Genomic DNA, 19,427 nt, shown 5'->3' with positions numbered 1-19,427 from the left:
ATCCCGCATCCTTAGTAATAACAAAAAAGAGCGGGAGACGAAGCAATCCTCTTTTGTTTTACAAAGAATGAGATTGCCACGCCTTGCTTCGCAAGGCTCGCAATGACAAAAAAACTATGAGATCTAAAGTCGCAGTTCTAAAAACATCGCCGGGAACGGTCCTCGATGATATTGACCGGGTGATGAAGATGGCCGGTGTTAGTGAATTTCTGACGAAGGGAACACCAACCATCCTGAAGGTCAACATATCCTGGCATTATTATTATCCTGCATGTTCGACCACGCCGTGGCAGCTTGACGGCGTCGCGGCGTCGCTTAAGGATCAGGGTTATAAGGAACTCATCCCGGCGCAGAATCGGACCGTGGTCATCAATCCGAAACTCGGCGCTGATAACAACCATCTCGTGTCGGTCATGAGAAAACACGGATTGAGCTTTGTGCACCTGTACGAACCTCATATAAAATGGATAAACTACCGGCCCAAGACCAGGATGCTGGTGCTGGACAAGGTGTTCGGCGGCGACATTCAGATCCCCGAGATACTCTTGGGCAAGAATGCCGTGCATCTCCCGACGCTCAAGACCCACGTGTTCACGACCATGACCGGTGCCATGAAAAACGCCTTTGGCGGTTTACTGAACGATAACCGGCACTGGACCCATTCGGTGATCCACGAGACCCTGGTCGACCTTTTGCAGATCCAGAAAGAGATCCATCCGGGATTATTCTGCCTGACCGACGGTACGATCGCCGGCAATGGAGCCGGCCCGCGGGTCATGGAACCGGAGATCAAAAATTATATTCTGGCAAGCGGCGACATGGTTGCGATCGACGCGATCGCGACCAAAATGATGGGATTTGATCCGATGAGCCTTAAATTCCTAAGGCTTGCCCACGACCATGGATTGGGAAAGGCAGACCCCGGGGAGATCGAGATCCGCGGTGAGGATATCAGCCGGGTCAATTTTCATTTCCAGGTCAGGAATACCTTTGCGTCGCGTGGACAGAAGATGATCTACTGGGGTTGGCTCAAGCCATTTGAGCATTTTCTCCTGCGCACACCGCTGGTGCCCTGGTCATACTTTGCTTCACGCGCTTACCATGACTTCTACTGGTATAACGTGCATGGCCGGCCGCGCGTGCGCAAGATCTTAAATTCAGATTGGGGTCGTCTCTTCGAATCCTATAAATAGATCAGTGATTCACGATCCATCGAAATTCTCTGCTGACAAAATGGAATATAATCCTCCTTATTCCCTCTCCCTCTTTAGCAAATGGGGACAGTATAATCCCCCTTATTCCCCCTTTAACAAAGGGGGATAGCATAATCCTCCTCTATCTGTACGTTACCCTGAAGTCATACGTCGCGCGCCAGACCAGGTCGCGCGCCATTTCGCCGTAAGCCGTTTCCGGATCATCGGCATCGAACGCAAAATGACCACCTTTAATGAAAGTTATCCCGCCGATCGTCCTTTCATCTTGGCCCGATCCAGTCCACAGGGTTGCTCCGTTATCAACCAGGTACATGCGGGCAACAAGCTCGGCTTCAACATCCGCCGAGATATCGATCAGGGTGATGCCGGGAAGAATGTTGACGCGAGGATGGATATCGGATATATCCAGGTCACCGGCAATGATCGTCTTCACTCCGTATTTTTCGCCGATGGCTTTCATGGCTTCGGGACCGATCTTTGCCACCCCGGCTTTTTTCAGGACTTCCTTCTGGGTACCCAGTTCTATGATCTGGATCATTTTCTGGTCTTCAGTGATGGCTTCTATGAACTTCTGGGTCACAACTTTGTTCAGCTTGCCTTCTTTGTTGCACTGGAAAACAACAATGCCAAGCGGTTCAAAATCCTTCAAGTCGATCTCCGGCGGAACCACGATGCGGGGTTGATGGTGACAACTACTAATGACGAGAAATGACGTAATGATCATGGTTATGTAAAATTTGTTCATCATAACTCCTCCTTTCAGTTGTTTTTCTTGTTTGTTGTCTGCCGATGCGAAGGTTCCCATATATAGATCATATGCAATACTTACACCCGCTATAACTCACGATATTCCATGCAAATGTAATGAAAAAAGCACAAAAACGTATAATATTGCCCAAAAATAGTTCACCGGTACGAATTAATAGATATATATTTTATGATCTTCATTCCTTGTCCGTTTTGACCGCAAACTCAAGAATGCCGATCCCATCAATACCGGCTTCCATATGGTCGCCATGTTTCATCGGACCGATGCCCTCGGGCGTGCCGGTTGCGATAATATCATGTGGCTCCAGGGTCATGATCTGCGAAATGTAGGCGATCAGCTTATCCACGGGGTGGATCATGCTGCGTGTATTGCCTTGCTGCTTGAACGCACCATTGACCTTGAGCCAGAGATCAAGGTTCGCCGGGTCAAGTTTTTTAGCATCCACAATGCGCGGACCCATGGGCGCGAACGTATCAAATCCCTTGGCAATGGCCCACGGCATACCCTGCTTTTTAGCTTCGTTCTGAATATCGCGAGCGGTTACGTCGACGAAAACCGTGTAGCCCAGCAGACTATTCATTACTTGTTCAGGTGTGCATTTCTTCAACCGGTTTTGGATGATCACGGCAAGCTCCACTTCATAGTCTACGCGTTGGGACATACGCGGCAGCACGACAGTGCCCTGATGGCTGGTTAGCGAAGACACGGGTTTTAAAAAGAACTGCGGCTCTTCGGGCGCGGTACTGTTCATTTCCGTGGCATGCGCCCGGTAGTTTCTTGCCACCGCGATGATCTTAGTGGGTTTTAAGTCGAATTTATGGTCTTCGAAATCGATTAGCACGCTTACATCGCCGACGCGTTGGCATATGCCGCAAGATCGCAGATGAGCATCAGGTATTGGTAGAAATCAAGGATGTTTTTTGTTTCGCATGTAAAGGTCCGGCCGGACTGCCGCTTAAGGCCCGGTATCTTCTTGATGACATCGCCGATCTGCGAATTAATCACGGCGATCTCGCATTTAAGGGGCGCTTTGAAATTGAAGGGTTTGATAGTACGCGCCTTCCGTACTGCGCGTTCGGCCATGAGTTCCAGTTCTTTCTGCACGTCCAATGGATGACGGCATTTTGCCGCGTATCGCGAAATGCTGTATTTGGTGATGACCGTCTCGATGTGCTTTGTAAAGAAATGGCGGACTTCTTTGATCAGGGTGTCATCACCCGAGACCAGGCCCAGGGGCACGCCATGATACCCGGCGATCGCCGCGTTGATCTCGGTCTCTCCAACGGGTTGGCCGTTCAATACCACCTGGTATATTGATGAGGAAGAATAGGTATGATCCATCATGCCTTTTTCCGAACCGGCCATGGCATGATAACCGATGAAAAAGGCAAGATCGAATTGCGGATTTATCCCTTCCATCATATAGTAGTTCCGCTGGGTTCCTTTGATCAAGTACGCCCCTTTTTCCAGCTCATCGATGAGCAGGTTCTCGCCATTGGCATGGGCGTCGCAAACCAGGATCTCGCCGATACCGGTATTTTTTCCTCCCTTTTTCGCGCCTCGGATCGCAGCGTTGACCTCGCGGGTGGCGAGCATTCTGATCCGCTCCAGGTCGGGCGAATCTTTTTTCATTTCCCGCCACGATGTGACGCCGCTGATGCCTTCAAAATCAAATGATACGAAGATGTTGTTTTTTTTTTGCATAAGTTATTATAGCAATAAGTCAAAGGCAGTCAAGTATACGCGAAGGACCGGTTGGCATGGTCTTTCCTGCGATGTTGACTTGGCTGGGTTTTTGCGTATAATCATATCTTAATTTATTACCATGACCATAAAGGAGGTTTTTTCATGAAACCATTTAAAAATGCGTTCTATCACGATTTTACCAAAGGAGTAAATAAAAACAAAATGGAACAGGTATTGGCCAACGTGCAGGCGCAGCTTGGCAAAGAGTATTTTTTGATCATCGGCAACGAGAAGTTTAAAACCGATAATAAGCTGATCTCCTACAATCCGGCAAATAAGGGCGAGGTGGTCGGCGTTTTCCAGAAAGCGGATGAGAAGATCGCCGAAAAAGCAATAAACGCAGCCCTGAAGGCGTTCGAAACATGGCGGTATGTGCCGGCCAAAAAACGGGCTGGCTATCTTTTCAAACTCGGCAATATCATGCGGAAGAGACGCCTGGAACTCGCTGCCTGGATGGTCTATGAAGTCGGCAAAAACTGGCTGGAAGCCGACGCGGATGTCGCCGAGGCGATCGATTTCTGCGACTACTATGCCCGGGAAGCGCTCCGCTACGATAAGGGGCCGAAACTACTCCAACTGCCGGGAGAACGCGACGAACAGACTTACATCCCACTGGGCGTTGGTTTGGTCGTGCCGCCGTGGAATTTCCCACTGGCGATCCTGGCGGGCATGACCACCGCGGCGTTTGTTAGCGGGAACACCGTGATCCTGAAGCCGTCCAGCGATTCACCCGCGATCGCGGCGAAGTTCATGGAGTGCGTGGAGGAAGCCGGGCTGCCTCCGGGCGTGGTCAATTTCATGACCGGTCCGGGCGCGCTCGCTGGAGATTACCTGGTGCGCCATCCCAAGACCCGGTTCATCGCATTTACCGGTTCTAAGGCCGTTGGCCTGCGAATCGTCGAGCTTGCCGGGAAGACCCAGCCCGGACAGATCTGGATTAAGCGCGTCATCGCCGAAATGGGCGGTAAGGATGCCATCCTTGTGGACGCTGAAGCGGATGTCGATAGTGCCGTGGCGGGAGCGAGGGCATCGGCTTACGGGTTCCAGGGACAGAAATGCTCGGCCTGTTCGCGGTTGATCCTGGACGAAAAGATCTACGATGAATTCATGGCTAAATTCATTCCTTCGGTTGAAGCGATAACCGTTGGACCGACCAAGAACTACAGTAATTACATGGGCGCGGTGATCAATGAAAGCGCGTACAATTCAATGCTCTCATATATCAGTGCCGGAAAGGCTGAGGGTAAGTTACTTTGCGGCGGCACGCCGGCGCAGGGCAATGGCTGGTTTTTGAAGCCGACCGTGATCGCGGTCGACAGCCCCAAGGCAAAAATATTCCAGGAAGAGATCTTCGGACCCGTTCTGGCAGTGATCAAAGCCAGGGATTTTGATCATGCGCTCGAGTTGTTCAACGATACCGAGTACGGCTTGACCGGTGCGGTTTATGCCAAAAACAGCAAGAAACTGGAGCGGGCAAAGAAAGAGGCTTTCTGCGGCAACCTTTATCTGAATCGCAAATGTACTGGCGCCATGGTGGCGGCTCACCCGTTCGGCGGATTCAACATGTCGGGCACTGATTCCAAAGCCGGCGGGCCTGATTACCTGGGTCTATTCACGCAGGCAAAAGCCACGGCTGAGAACGTGCTGGCAATGAAGAAGTTCAAGGGAAAACGTAAATGAGAAAAAGTTACGGCGGCATTCTCGAACAGATAAGAAAGAACAAGGTCAATTTCGTCGATCTCTGGTTCTCCGACATCCTCGGCTCGGTTAAGAACATAACCATCACCATGGCCGAACTGGGAAAAGCGCTCCAGGATGGTATCTGGTTCGATGGTTCCTCGGTCGAGGGGTTCGGACGGATTTGTGAGAGCGACATGTTCTTAAGGCCTGATCCGGATACTTTCGCGATCATCCCGTGGCACGAAGAAAAGACCGCCCGGTTCATCTGCGATGTGTATGGCCCCGATCACAAACCGTCGGCCGTGGATCCGCGGGGCGTGCTCAAGCGTAACCTTGAAACATTACGGAAAAAAGGCATGCATTTCATGGTCGGTACCGAGCTGGAGTTCTATCTCTTCAAGCGCGACGGCACCCGTATCAGCCCCTTGCCCCATGACCAGGTCGGATATTTTGACCTGGGCGGCGACCTGGCGCTCAGGATCCGCAAGGAGATGTGCCAGAAGATATCCGAATACGGGATCGTGGTCGAAGCCGGGCACCATGAAGTGGGGAAGAGTCAGCATGAGATCGACCTTCGTTACACGAATGCCCTGAAGCTCGCCGATAACCTGCTCACCGCGAAAACCGTGATCAAGCGGGTGGCTGAAGAGCATGACCTTTACGCGACCTTCATGCCCAAACCCTTATATGGCATGGCGGGTTGCGGCCTGCACACGCACCAGAGTATTTTCAAGGGAAAGGTGAATCTTTTCGCTCACGGCCGGGACAGTTATGGACTATCGGAATTTGCGTACAGCTACCTGGGCGGTGTCCTGAAACATATTAAGGAGATCTCTGCTGTCCTGTCGCCGATCGTGAATTCTTACAAACGGCTGGTCTCCGGGTTTGAGGCGCCGGTCTATATATGCTGGGGCCAGATGAACCGATCAGCCCTGGTGCGGGTTCCCCGCATCACCAGGAACCGCCCCGCGAGCACGCGACTGGAGCTGCGTTCTGCCGATGCCGCGACGAATCCCTATCTTGCGTATGCCCTGATACTCCGTGCCGGCCTTGACGGGCTGGAAAACAGAATGAAGGCGCCCAGGCCGGTAGAAGAGAACGTTTACAAGATCGACCAGCCCGACCTTAACGAGAAAGGCATAGATGTGCTGCCGAGGTCCCTGTGGGAAGCCCTGGAGTACTATCATGACAGCAAGCTGGCGCGGGAAGTGCTGGGGGAGACGATGTTCGAGAAATATTACGAAATAAAACAGCACGAGTGGAACGAGTATTCGATCCAGGTCACGAAATGGGAGCTGGATAAGTACCTCGAACTGTATTAAGAAACGCAGGAGTCGCACAGAAAAAAGGAATTAACTCGTAAGAGTTTTATAAAAGCCTGACGGCTTAAGTCCGTTAAGATGCAGGAAACGCTACAACTTAGCGCCGAATTTGTTATAAGAAACGATCTCCTTCAAGTCTTTACGCGCTCTTGGCGATATGCCCCCGATACCTTCGAGGGTTGATTTTTCCGCGGGGTAACCCATCGCCACCAAACAGGCAATCTTATAAGCTGATGGAATACCTAAAAGAGATCTTAATTTTTTCTGGTTGAACCAACCGATGTAGCAAGTACCGATGCCGAGCTCGGTCGCGGCCAGGACCATGTGGGTCAGGGCGATCGATATATCGATCAGGAAGTTTTCATGGTCGAAGATCTGACCGATATAATGGGACAGCGCTTTTGCATAGCAGCCGGCGATCACAACGGGCGCGTCTTTTATCCAGGGGATGATAAGGCGATCACCCATTGCCACTTGCTTCGGTATCTGTTCCAATACTTTTTTGTCATCAATCACCACAAAATGCCAGGCTTGCCTGTTGCTCGAAGAAGGCGCGAGCCTGGCGGCTTCCAGGATCTGCAGTAGCCTTTCTTTCTCGATCGGCTGCGGGCTGAATTTCCTTACTGACCGGCGCCACTTGATGGCTTCAAAAACATCCATGCTGGCAGCCGGCTCGCTATAATCCTTCGATCGTCGAATCAACCGGCGTCTCGACCGTGAACGCGATCGTGATCTTCGTTTCCTTCTCGGGAGCGATCGGAATCACCCATTCATAGATGCCCAGTTCAGCTTCTTTCTCACTGGTCGGCTTCGGTTCGATGCTTACGTTGGTGACCTTTATATCCGGATGCTGGGCAATGGGGATCTGGTCGAGCACCTTGCATTTGATCTCTTTCTTGTGGAAGTTCTTGATGGTGTTTTCATAACAGTATTCGTACCTAGTCGCTTTTTTCACGAGTCCGCCCTTGGTGACATCGCTCTTTTTCAATTTCCTTTCCACTTTCACGCGGTCATCAACGCCGAACGATAATATCGCGGTGTCGCCAGGCGCGATAGTATCCAGCGCGGTCTTGCCTGTAAAGTCATCACCAACGTACGTGCTGCCTTCGCCCGACAGGAACAGGTAATCGGTCGTGTTCTTAAGCTTGCCCGTGGCATACGCATGCTCATCGTACCGCGGCACCGTCACGTACTCGAACTCGGCATCGAAAGGTTCTTCGACGATCTTTAATTTTTTCTCGGGTTCGCCGCTCTTCAGGGTGTACTTACCTGGCAAGGGGTATGACACCGCGATCCCGGTGTCGACCGGGGGCGCGGCTTCGAATTCCTCATCCATCACGGCTTGTCCTGCCGGCGCGGCAGGCGCAGCTCGGCTTTCAGCTGCCATCATCCTGTCTGCGCTTTTCTTTGGACGCGGCACGTACAGGTTAACATACCATGGTGACGGTTCTGGCGGCGTGCCGCCCAAAGCCGGCAGCGCGGTCGAGAGGATGATACCCGTGTCTTCCCAGTCCTCGCCCGTGCGCTGGCTGATCTTGCCAAAATAAGAGAGGTTGACTTTCGCGGCCAATGTATCGGAACGGAGTTCATAATATGTCCGCCAGCTCGCGCCGTACAATATGTAACTGATGTCGAGTTCATACGCTTGCGCTTTTTCCGGATGGACATCGAAGATGATCGATTTTGAGTTCTGGCTGACCTCGGCGATATCGTTCATTTCATTGTTAAGCGCGTCGATCTTTTCCTTTATCTCCTGCCGTTTTAGCTCGATCTCAGCGATCCTTTTTTTAATGTCGACCGACTCGCTGCCGACGAACTGCAAGGCCTGCCGCCAGGCATCGGGCGCTAATTTGCCCATAAAGATTTCCTTGGAAATTATATTAGGACTGGTTATGGTCACGGCGCCGAGGAATTTTTGTTTGTCATGCAGCACCGTTACCTCATCGGCCAAGCCGCGGTCCTCGATCTTCAAATTCTTTATCTTATCTTCGATCTTTTTGACCGCTGGGGTCAAGGTTTTCGCATAACCGGTCTTCACCTGGATCTCGCCGACCTTAAGTTCTTTCGCGCGGACCCGGACCGTTTGGTCATCGAGCGCGCCTGGAAGGTCGGGGATCACGATGTCAGCCGTTTTATCAAGTTCGATGCGGCCATGCCGGGTGACCATGACGCGGTCGCTGTAGATAGTCACCGAACTGACATTTGATTTTAATTCAATGTTAGCCATGAAAACCTCCATTCCGATTGGTAATTGGTGATTGGTAATTTGTTAAATAAACAATTAATAAGATAATTACTTCTCTGCATCGTACATTACTTTACCTAATTTGCCGCCGGTGTCAAGTTAATGCAAATTATAAGTAATCGCATCGGCAAGAATGATCTCCGCGTAATGCGCGGGAAAAGGACCAGGGTTGATGATGATCGTTTTCCCGATGCGGTCGCTCCCCCTTGCTTCATGGATGTGCCCGCAGATGGCGACATCGGGCTGGAACCGCTCGATGAACGAGCGGATGGCTTTGCTGCCGACATGCATGCCCATCATGGTTTTGTCGATGACCGTGTTCAGTGGCGGCTGGTGGCTGACGAAAACATGAAAGCGACAAGCCGGCTCCTTTTGATAACGATCGAGTATTGTTTCAAAGTCCTCTTCGGGGGATTCCTGCGGGGTTCCGGAAGGAGTTCTGATGCTGCCGCCCACTCCGTAGAAGGCCACCGAATCCTGCTGTTTTATTTTACCGTGGAGGCCGATGTTGTTCTTTTCCAACAACAGGTTGACAGCGGGACGGTCGCAGTTGCCATGCACCATGAACAGCTGCGGGTTAAGGTCCTTGAGTCCTTCGATGATCCTGGCCGCGTCGTCAGCCCCGCCGAAATTCGTGATGTCGCCGGCACATACCATGATGTCGGCACTGGCGATCGTCTGCTCAATGCTTTGTGAGAATCCGGACCGTCCGTGGATATCAGTGATCGCTATGAGCTTCATTATTTTCCTTAAAAAGATCGTACAAATAGGCGGCCGCGCCCGGCGCTCGTATGGCATCCACCTTTTTCCCAAGCAGATCCAGATACGAGATGAACAGTTTTTCTTCGTCAACCCCGTTCCAAGTTGAGATATGGGACATAATGACCCACGCCCGTTTATGTCCTCCTGAAGCAAGCTTTTTCAGATCATCATAATACTTCTGCCAGTTATCCCGTGCTTCCACGCCCTGAATATAGCCGTCAGTCTCAAAGCCAAAAGTTCGAGCGTAATACTTAAAAGCGTTCACTGCTCCGTAATAAACATAGATCGTTTGATCCGGCGCTCTCCTGCACTGCAACTCGACCAGCACAAGGCGGAGTTCTTCGGGTGCGCGGGGCTTAGCCAGATGGTAGCAGGCAGACCCGACCGGATATGCCATAATCAGGGCCAGGGCCAGCGCCCCGGCGGTTTTTGACGTCCGGCTGAACACTTCCCTTACCTTTTCAGCGCCAGCCGCGATCATGACCGCGATAAAGGGAACAAGAAAGAGCAGGAGGCGTCCCTCGAACGGGTAAATATGAAAGCCAGACGCGAAAAGGGTTAGCAAGATAGGCAGGATAAGGATTAAGGCATATATTTTTTTTGTTTTCCAGTATACGGCCAGGCCGGTCAGACACGCGCACGCGGCGATCAGGGCGTCATAGACAGAAAAACCGCCGGGATTTTTGAAAATGCGCATGGCCGCAAAGACGATCCAGCCGATATCAGCAAATGATAAAGGAGGAAGCGGCATGAAACTGCGCTGCCAGAAGTTCAGAAGCTCCCCTTGCCGGCTTGCGGCCGCAAGGATGACGATATAATTTGCCAGCCAGCTTGAGATCGCGATAACCGCGGCGATGACCAGCCATGGTATGTTCCGGGTTTTGTGGTCGCGCCGCAAAGCAACGAGAATGACGCAAAACAGGGCAGCACTGACGAAAAGGGACGGGTGTGAAAACCATATCGCGATCCCGCTGAACAGGCCGAAAAGAATGAGCGGAATTATTCTGTAACTTTTTTTAATGACCCATAGACCCAGAAGAAGGAGCGCGGTCGCGAACATGACGTCGGTCGAATACTGCTTTATTTCCGATGCAAAATAGATGAGCTGGTCATTGACCGCGAACAGAACGAGTGCGGTCAAAAGACCGGTGCCTTCCAGAAATACCCGCGCGGCATAATAAAAAAGAACGAGCGCCAGGATGCCGGCGATCAACGGGATGAAGCGCAGGGTATATTCGGTGTTGCCGAACGTGCTGGCCATGAATTTCTGCATAAAAAGGAACCCGACCGGAGCCGCCTGGACATAGGAAAGGGGTTGGGCAAGCTGCGCGTACGACCTTTCCAGGATATTCATTGCCAGGGGTGCTTCGCCTTCGGTGAGCGAGCGGTTACAGGCGTACTGGCCGACGCGGAAAATAACGCCGAGCACAAGGATGCACAGAACGGTAATGGGGCAATATTTTATCTTCATCGATTCATTCGCCTGCCATAACAATACTTGAATTATATGAATCAGGCAGGTTAAGTCAATATCAGGGGAGCGGGGTGAGAAATCGTGTCCTCATTGACTTCAGGCGTGTAGTGAATATTATTATCAAGGTCCCATGAAGCAGACCAGGTACGTCTTGACCGCCATTATCCTGACCGTTATTCTCGGTCTCTTTCTTATTTTCAGCACGATAACAAGCCGCCGTACCATGCTCGACCTGATCAAGGATGAGGCGCGTTCCATGCTGTCGCTGGTTGCGCTGGTCCAGGAAAACTCGATCTTCGGCGAAGCCATGCTCGAAGACCAGGTGATCGACAAGCTCATTGATGTCGTGAATTACTGCGAGGAAACCGGCCTGAGCCGGTCCAGGCTCGATGATCTAAGGCACGCCTTTGGCCTGAACTCCATTACCGTCTTTAGCGAACAGGATGGAAAGTTGTTGATAAAGTCAGGAAGTCCTTTCAACCTTTCGGATACTGTCTATAAGGGCAGCGGCAATATTTTCTATGAATATTTTCTTGTACGTGAAAACAAATACACCCGTTTTATCTATAAAACTAACCACCGAATCTACCAGGTGGAACTGTCAGCCGAGGATATAAAGCAGTTCAACCAGGAATTCGGCATCAACCGGATCCTGAACCAGATTTCGGTAAACCCGCTGATAAGATACCTCGCCCTTCAGGACTCGAAAGGCATTATTTTTGCCACGCCCAACGTGAAAACGCTCAGTAAGATCGAGGGCGATTCGTTGCTGATGAGCGTGCTCAATGGGAAAAAGGAGGTAACGCGCATCGCCATGTTCGATGAGCGCAATGTCCTGGAGCTGGCCCAGCCGTTCATGGTGGACGACAAGGTGGTAGGCATTTTTCGGATCGGCATCAGCCTGGATTCCTATGACCAGCACACCCGCAAGACCCTGCTCGAACTGGCCGCGGTCTTTGTTACGCTCTTTATGCTTGGTTTTTTCCTGCTCTTTATGTTCGTGAAATACCAAAACTACCGCGACCTGGAGGAACTATTCTCGCGGACCCTGGGCGCGATCGAGGAAGGAGTGATGCTATTGGACAAGAAGGGCACGATCACGGGTGTGAACCACAGGTTCTGCGCGATCAGCGGTATGGAGGAACGCGCGGTCATGCATGCCAGTTATTTGGCGGTATTCAGTCAACAGGACATCTTCAGCATCAACTACGTTACGAACAACAAAACCCGCATCGAGGAGGAAAAAGACCTGTTCGGTGGCAAACGCATACAATACGCTTCATATCCCTTGCTGAACAGGGCGGGTGTAGTTACCGGGATCATTATCATTATCCGCGATGTGACCAAGATCCGGGCGTTCGAGAAAGAGCAGAAGGAATCCGAACGCTTAAGTTTTTTAGGCAACCTGGTAGCCAATTTCGCCCACGAGATCAAAAATCCTTTGAACGGTCTGTCCATTGCCAGCCAGCGCCTGGTGCGGGAGTTCCCGCAGAAAAACCCCGATTACCAGCTGCTGACCGGAACGCTGCTCAAGGAGATAAATGCTTTGAACCAGGTCCTGAACGATTTTCTGGGGTTGGTCAGACCCCATGTAAAAAGGGAGGAAGTCTTTGACCTGGGTCTTGTCATTAAGGACTCGGCCAATGTCGTACGCGAACAAGCCCGGGAGCGGGGATATAAGTTCACTGAACAGATCGCTAGCAACCTGAAGATGACCGGGCATCCCGACGATCTTAAGCGCGCGGTCTTGAATATCATGGTCAACAGCATCGACGCGTTATCCGGTTTGACCGGCCGACCGGGCGAGATCAATATCGAATTTTCCCAGGACAAAGATAAACTGATCCTGGTTATCCAGGACAACGGGCCGGGCATCAATAAGGAAGAACAGGACAAGATATTTACGCCATATTTCACGACCAAAAAGGGTGGTACGGGCCTTGGTCTTTATATTGCCCAGAGGATCATTTATGATCACGAAGGAACGATCATCGTGGAAAGCCAGAAGGGGAGCGGCACTAAATTCACGATAACTTTTCCCGCCCGGTTTTCTTCTTGACATATTTTTCTAGATGGTTATACTACGTATGATGGTATACGTAAAAACTAGACTTAAACCTATGATATATTCCGTTTTTTCGATGGAAAAGTCAGTGCTGCGGCGCTTGGAGGCCGTATTACGAGAGCCATGAAAACCTGTGCATACTGCAAGTCGACGGAAAACGTAGACGACGCTAATTACTGTGCGGTTTGCGGGTCCCAATTCCTGGCTGGTCGGAAACAGCTGATATCGGAACGGCTGGCCATGCTCGGCGGCGAGCTCAGGCTGTTGACCGCGGTTTTCGTCAATTTTACCGGTTTTGAGAAACTTTCGACGATCACCGAGTACAAAAAGATCATGGTCTTTCTGCGCGAGGCATTGAATCGCATTGAGGACGTCATTCATTCGTTCGACGGCACTTCCAATAAGATCCTGCCGGACCTTCGGGTCCTGGGGATCTTCGGCGCGCCGCGCGCGCATCACGACGATATTATCAGGACCATGCGCTGTGCGTTCGAGATCCAGGCGCAGTGGCGGAAACAGAAACTTGCGAACAATGAACTTGAGAGCATCAATATCACGATCGGCATCAATACAGGGCGGGCTTTTTTCGGCTATGTCATGGGTGAGTTCCTGACCGTGATCGGCGACACGATCAATACCACGGCCCGTATGGCCGAGATCTGCCCGCCGGGCGAGATCCTGATCAGCGACGCGACCGCACGCCGGGCGCTTGAGTATATTGTCACCGAGGACTTCGGCGAGCGCATGGTAAAAGGGAAAAAAGAGCGGATCAAAACCTACATGCTTAAAGGATTAAAAGAAGACGCCCTGTTCCTGAGGGTGTTGCAGCTGCCGGTATTCGGACGCGTCGATGAACTGCGGCGCCTGACCACGCTTACCCAGGGGCTGGCGAAGAATTGCCTGGTCATCAGCGTCATAAACGGCCAAATGGGCATCGGCAAGACGCGCGTAAAAGAGGAGTTCGAAAAACAGCTGGCTAAAGATGGTCTGTATAACTGTTATGAAGCACAGTGCGCGGCGGACGTGCAGTCGGCATACTATCCTTTCAGGTTTTTTCTTAAGAATTATTTCAGCATTTCAGACGCGGAAAAGCAGGATGCCGCTCAAACCAAGGTCCAGCGGATCGGTTCCCAGTTGGGATTATCGCCCCAGGATATCAAAGGTCTGAACAATTTCCTGTTTGGCGACCTGCCGAGGATCTCGACCGAAGAACTACGTGCTGTGGATGAGGAAATACGAACTGCGATCAGGGACCTTTTGCGTTATGAATGCAAAAAGCGGCCGATGGTTGTTATTTTCGAGGAATTCAATCGCGTGGATTTCATGACCAAGGATTTGATAAGTTACCTGGCTGCGGAATTGAAGGATACGCCTTTGATGATGGTCCTGGTGAATCCATCTCGGGATTATGTGGTCAAGATCCCGGTCCAAGTCGAGGAATTGAACCTTATGCCGCTTTCTTTTGACGATGTGCGCTCGCTTGTGACTTTTCTGCTTGGTGACGTTGACGCCAAACTAGTCGATTTCATCTTCAGGTCAGCCGGCGGCAATCCGATGTTCACAATCGAAGCGATCCGTAACACCCGCCGTACCAATATGATCAAAGAGGTATCCGGACGCTGGTATCTCGAAAAGGAACAACGGCTGGCGTTCCTGGACGATCTCTATGGCGTGGTCATGGCAACGATTGATTCGCTGCCTTCCAACGACCGTCTGATCGTCGACCACGCGTCGGTTCTCGGGTACAGTTTTAACTTCCGGATCCTGGAGGAACTTCTGGATAACCGGGATATCAGTGACCGGCTGGATTTCCTGGTGGGTGAAGGGTATTTCGTGATCTCCAAAGGTGAGACCGATCCGGTTTTGATATTCCGTCACAATCTTCTGAAGGACGCGGCTTATTCGGTGCTGCCGGTCCGGAAACGCAAGGAACTGCATCAGCGGGTCGGCGGGCTCATGGAACATGTCTACGCGAGCCGGTTATCGGATTTCTATGAAGATATCGGGTTCCATTACGCGTACGGTGAGAACTGGAAAAAAGCGGCTTATTACAATAAGCTGTCCGGCGATAAAGCCAAGAACCTGTTCGCGATCGACCAGGCTTTCACGTTCTATAATTCCGCCCTCAAGATCCGGAAAGAATGGCAAAACCAGGTCCCGGATGAGCTGGCGCGTGAGATATCGCTGAGCCTTACCGATTTGTACGAGGTCACGGGCAATGTCCAGAAGATGAAAGAGACCGCGCAGGAAGGGCTTGAAAGCGCGCGCCAGGCCGGTATTCTGCGGGACGAACTGCAGTTCATTGAACGTTTGGGTTACTCCTATATCATGGCCAATCAGTACAACAGCGCCGAGGAATTGTTCCTGACCGGCATCCAGAAATGCGATGAGCCCAACCAGGACCTGAATACTATACTGAATGCGCATCTCGGGTTCGCGTACGCCGGGAAATATGAGTATGAAAAAAGCCTGCTGTACTATAATGTCAGCTGGAACATCGCCCGGAGCCGCAGCATCCGCAACGGCGAGGTTGCGTGCCTGTACAACCTCGCCCACCTGCACAAGGACCTGGGCAACTACGAACAAGCGCTTGAATATCTCACTTACGGTATCGAGATGTTCTCCAAGACCGAGGAGATCCGGCGCATTATCCAGTTCAAAGGTCTAGCCGCGGATATTTATTGCCTGATCGGCAATTATGAGAAGGCCAGGGAGCAGTATCTCGACATTTACGTCTCCGCGGAAATGATCGGCAATATCGATAATGTCGTCCGGTCGGGCGCCCGTCTTGCCCTGTTGTTATCAAAGAAGGAAGATCGGGTTGAATCAATGAAGTACCTTGAAGCCATCGACAAGAAAGCCGGTCAATTCGCGCGGGAGAACATGCTGGCAGAGATCGATCTTTACAAGGCACTGACCTTTATCAACCTGGGTGATCAGACCAAAGCCGCTGATTTCTTGAAGAATGCCATACATATCGCCCAAAAATTCTATCAAAAGGACATCGAATGTGAATCCCTGGTCCAACTGTCGCAATTTGAGCAGGATCAGGAGGAATACATGATCCGGCAAGCGATGACGATCGCTGAGACAATCAAACTGCCGCCTTTGATCGCGCGCAGCATGTGCCAGCTCGCGGTCGCTTCACACCGCAGCGGGGATGACGATAAAAGCCGTTACTATGGCAGCCGGTCCCTTGTCATTTTCAACGATATAAAGTCGAAACTGGGACCGGAAAACCAGAAATTCTATCTGGCCAAACAGGAATACCGGCAGCTGCTCGAGGTATGATGATAAAATGCCACCAATGTGAAAAAACGATTGAGCGTCCGTCGAATTTTTGTCCATTCTGCGGCAGCTTCATCGGGCAGTTCAGTGACCTTCCTTTCGAGGAGACGAACCTGACCTTCTTGCGCGCCGACATATCCGGGTTCACGTCGATGTGCGAAGCCATGCAGGCCGAGGAAGTCATGTCGTTCTTGAACGATATCTTCAGCATTTTCTCGACGATCGTGACCTCGTACAAAGGCAGCGTGTACCAGGTCATTGGCGATGAAATGGTTTGCGTTTTCGGTCTTACCAAGGGTTCCGGCTTTGCGCCGCATATGGCGGTCTTAAGCGGTGAAGAGATGATCTTGAAGCTGCAAAAATACGCGCGGAAGGATTCCCGGAAGAACATCGGATTGAAGATCGGGTGTGAGATGGATAAGGTCTTTGTCCACAACGTGAAGGAAAGCATGCAAAGCTCATATATCGTGACCGCGGGATTTACCCGAGCCCAGATCCTGCAAAAGAACGCGGATGAAAATTCGATCTACGTGGGCGCCAACCTGTACGCGGCGACGAAATCGTTCTTTATCTACCACGAGATCGGCGAACTGATCAAAGATAACCTGACGGTCATGGCTTATGAATACAAAGTGGAGATGAAATAATACATCATGGCTGACCTGACTTCGCAGTTCCACGCCGAATTCATAAAACAGATCGGGCTGGGCATCAATATCAGCCGGACCTATCCCAAGGGCCACCCGTCGCTCATGCCGATCATTCAGAAGGTCAAGATCATGCTCAAGGAAGTTCCCATGGAAAAAGAGTCGCTGTCGATAGTAATCATCGAGGACGTCATCATGATCGATGAGGATCGCTTTGAATCAAAGCGATTGCCGATCGTGAGGAGCCTGGTGGACCGGTTCGGGCAGCTCGATGTCAAAAGCATAACCTTCAGCGTCGATGTTTCAGATGAACAGCTCAGGGAGTTTTTCACGGTCATGGCAGCGACCCCAGTTGATCTGGCAGATTACGGCGACATCGTTTCCATGATGAAAACAAAAGGCATTCTTGGCATCAAGGTGAATAAATTCCGGGTCGGCGTAGTCTCGTCCGAGCAGGAGATGCATGAGATAAACTGGGACAACTTCCTGGAGTCGCTGGTCACCGTGGACACGGCGGTCAGCGACGAGGAGCGCGTGAAGCAGCTGGGCAGTTTTCTCTCAGGCGTCGGGGTCATGGGAGCGGAACCGTCGAATGTCCAGACGGACAAGGTCATCGCCGGGCTCGAGAAACTGTCGGCCATCGTCGCTGACCAGTACGGCGAGGGAAGGTGGGATGAATATTCACTCGTTTTTTCGCGGATCCTGTCGTTCCTTTCACCCACGATAAAGAAAAACATTGCGATGCACAAGATCGAGAACAAAAAGCTGGCCACCTTATTCAAGACGCTGATCCCGACCATGCCCGACGAGGACCTGGTCGATATCATTTCCGCCAAGGCGCGGAGCAAGACGGGCGACACTGAAACCGAGATCGTCGAGATCCTGAAGAACGTTACGGGCACGCGGCTGCCGGACATCCTGTCGACCCTGCGTGTCAACGTACCCGAACTCAATTTTGAGAAGATCGTGAGCCGTCTGATGAGCGAGCTGAAAACAACCAAGGGTACCAAGGAAGCCGACCGGTTCCAGAGCCGGAACATCGAAATGGAATTGAGGCGGATCTTCCCCCAGCTACGCGACGTTTCCCATGAGGCGCGCATTAAGGGGATCGATGAGATGATGAAATTCATCCCCAAGTTGTTTGAGCAGAAAAATTATGACCTGGTGCAGACGATCGTGGACCGGCTGGACACAATGGCGGACGCAGAATCCGAACTGAAGACGTTCGACCGCGTGATCGAGGCGTTGAAAAGTATTTATGTTAAATCGGGACAGCTGAAACTGAACGATCTGTTGCAGCTGGTATCAAAAAAGTTCGGCAAACACCTCATGCGTAAGGAAGCCACCTTGATGGACAAAAAGAAAAAGGTGATCGAGGTCATTACCCAATTGAAGGACCAGAATTACGTGCCGGAAATGGTGTCTCTGTTATGGGATCAGGGCTCGTTCGTCGAGGCCCGGGAAGCCCTGGTTGCCATGGCTGAGCTCTCGGTCCCGATGCTAGTCGATACGCTGCGCGAGGCCGAGGACCGCACGGTCCGCATGAAGATCATTGACGTGCTGATCCGGGTCGGCGAGAAAGCCATTGCCGAGGTTTCGAAGATGCTTAATTCATCGGAATGGTTCATCCGGCGCAACGGCGTCTACATTCTCGGCGAACTTAAGCTGGAGAGTGTGATCGGCGTGATCGGGCCGCTGGTCGAGGACCCGGATGAACGCGTGCAGGCCGATGTCATTGAAGCACTGCAGCAGTACAAAGCGCCCGGCACGATAGAATATTATAAAAAGGCGCTGAACAGCAAATACCCGCGGACCGTGATCGCGGCCATGAAAAATCTGGATCGGGAAACGGTGCGCCCGAAGCTTCCCGCCGCGTTGAACTGGCTGAAGCAGCGGCGCAGTATCCCGGACGAAAAAGAGGAAAAATTCAGACAGGAGATCCTGCGTGTCCTCGGCAAGGTTGGTGACGATACGGTGATCGATGCTGTTGCCGATGTGCTGGCCGAACGGGCGATATTCAAAAGCGAACTGCTTTATGCCACCAAAGAGGCCGCGTTGAACGCGCTGGCGTTACTGAACACCGAGAAAGCAAGACAATTCCTTCAGGCCGCAGCGCGGCACAAGGACGCGTTCATCGCATCGTCAGCCCAGGATATCCTGAAGAAAAGCGGCGTTGATTACAGTTGATCGGTTGCCCATGCCGTCATTCAAGGGG

General features: G+C 51.6%; 14 protein-coding genes. 7 read left to right on the top strand and 7 right to left on the bottom strand.

The window, feature by feature from the left end; translation table 11 throughout:
• The first annotated feature begins 116 nt into the window (after positions 1-116).
• The gene (locus VF399_10145) at positions 117-1,193 is read left to right on the top strand and encodes a DUF362 domain-containing protein (GenBank protein ID HEX7320698.1); all 1,077 of its coding nucleotides are present in this window, start codon (positions 117-119) and stop codon (positions 1,191-1,193) included.
• 142 nt (positions 1,194-1,335) lie between these two features.
• On the opposite strand, the gene VF399_10140 is transcribed toward VF399_10145, so the two are convergent.
• The 3 genes from VF399_10140 to VF399_10130 form a co-directional block, all read right to left on the bottom strand.
• Positions 1,336-1,962 (bottom strand): hypothetical protein, encoded by a 627-nt coding sequence (locus VF399_10140; protein ID HEX7320697.1) that lies wholly within the window; start codon positions 1,960-1,962, stop codon positions 1,336-1,338.
• 196 nt (positions 1,963-2,158) lie between these two features.
• Entirely contained in the window at positions 2,159-2,824 is a 666-nt protein-coding gene (locus tag VF399_10135; protein ID HEX7320696.1) for a fumarylacetoacetate hydrolase family protein, read from the bottom strand.
• A 2-nt stretch (positions 2,825-2,826) separates the two neighbouring features.
• The gene (locus VF399_10130) at positions 2,827-3,687 is read right to left on the bottom strand and encodes a M55 family metallopeptidase (GenBank protein HEX7320695.1); all 861 of its coding nucleotides are present in this window, start codon (positions 3,685-3,687) and stop codon (positions 2,827-2,829) included.
• Positions 3,688-3,831: 144 nt separating this feature from the next.
• Between VF399_10130 and pruA the strand changes: the two genes are divergently transcribed.
• Positions 3,832-5,409, top strand: coding sequence for an L-glutamate gamma-semialdehyde dehydrogenase (gene pruA / locus VF399_10125; GenBank protein ID HEX7320694.1), 1,578 nt, complete (start codon positions 3,832-3,834; stop codon positions 5,407-5,409).
• Positions 5,406-6,731, top strand: coding sequence for a glutamine synthetase family protein (locus VF399_10120; protein ID HEX7320693.1), 1,326 nt, complete (start codon positions 5,406-5,408; stop codon positions 6,729-6,731). The genes pruA and VF399_10120 overlap by 4 nt, the downstream gene beginning before the upstream one ends.
• 90 nt (positions 6,732-6,821) lie before the next feature.
• Here VF399_10120 and VF399_10115 read toward each other — a convergent pair whose 3' ends face one another.
• The 4 genes from VF399_10115 to VF399_10100 all read right to left on the bottom strand — a co-directional run bounded on the left by VF399_10115 (position 6,822) and on the right by VF399_10100 (position 11,209).
• The gene (locus VF399_10115; GenBank protein ID HEX7320692.1) at positions 6,822-7,391 is read right to left on the bottom strand and encodes a nitroreductase family protein; all 570 of its coding nucleotides are present in this window, start codon (positions 7,389-7,391) and stop codon (positions 6,822-6,824) included.
• A 16-nt stretch (positions 7,392-7,407) separates the two neighbouring features.
• Positions 7,408-8,958, bottom strand: a complete 1,551-nt coding sequence (locus tag VF399_10110; GenBank protein HEX7320691.1) for a mucoidy inhibitor MuiA family protein — start codon at positions 8,956-8,958, stop codon at positions 7,408-7,410.
• Positions 8,959-9,075: 117 nt separating this feature from the next.
• Positions 9,076-9,717: a metallophosphoesterase gene (locus VF399_10105; protein ID HEX7320690.1), complete on the bottom strand. Its 642-nt coding sequence runs from the start codon at positions 9,715-9,717 to the stop codon at positions 9,076-9,078.
• A complete protein-coding gene (locus VF399_10100) occupies positions 9,695-11,209 on the bottom strand; it encodes a glycosyltransferase family 39 protein (GenBank protein HEX7320689.1) in 1,515 nt (504 codons plus the stop codon). Before VF399_10100 ends, VF399_10105 begins: the two co-directional genes overlap by 23 nt.
• Before the next feature lie 133 nt (positions 11,210-11,342).
• On the opposite strand from VF399_10100, the gene VF399_10095 reads away from it, so the two are divergent.
• The 4 genes from VF399_10095 (at position 11,343) to VF399_10080 (ending at position 19,399) form a co-directional block, all read left to right on the top strand.
• Positions 11,343-13,271 (top strand): ATP-binding protein, encoded by a 1,929-nt coding sequence (locus tag VF399_10095; GenBank protein ID HEX7320688.1) that lies wholly within the window; start codon positions 11,343-11,345, stop codon positions 13,269-13,271.
• A 129-nt stretch (positions 13,272-13,400) separates the two neighbouring features.
• Complete coding sequence (locus tag VF399_10090) at positions 13,401-16,568, top strand: adenylate/guanylate cyclase domain-containing protein (GenBank protein HEX7320687.1); 3,168 nt, start codon at positions 13,401-13,403, stop codon at positions 16,566-16,568.
• The gene (locus VF399_10085) at positions 16,568-17,212 is read left to right on the top strand and encodes an adenylate/guanylate cyclase domain-containing protein (protein HEX7320686.1); all 645 of its coding nucleotides are present in this window, start codon (positions 16,568-16,570) and stop codon (positions 17,210-17,212) included. Before VF399_10090 ends, VF399_10085 begins: the two co-directional genes overlap by 1 nt.
• A gap of 6 nt (positions 17,213-17,218) precedes the next feature.
• Positions 17,219-19,399: a HEAT repeat domain-containing protein gene (locus tag VF399_10080; GenBank protein ID HEX7320685.1), complete on the top strand. Its 2,181-nt coding sequence runs from the start codon at positions 17,219-17,221 to the stop codon at positions 19,397-19,399.
• Positions 19,400-19,427: the final 28 nt, after the last annotated feature.

This window comes from bacterium (assembly GCA_036382775.1).
Taxonomy (GTDB): Bacteria; Hydrothermota; Tepidihabitantia; order SM23-42; family JAOAFX01; genus DASVHD01.
The sequence above is the reverse complement of the archived record's forward strand: the minus strand, read 5'-3'. Positions and strand labels throughout refer to the sequence as shown.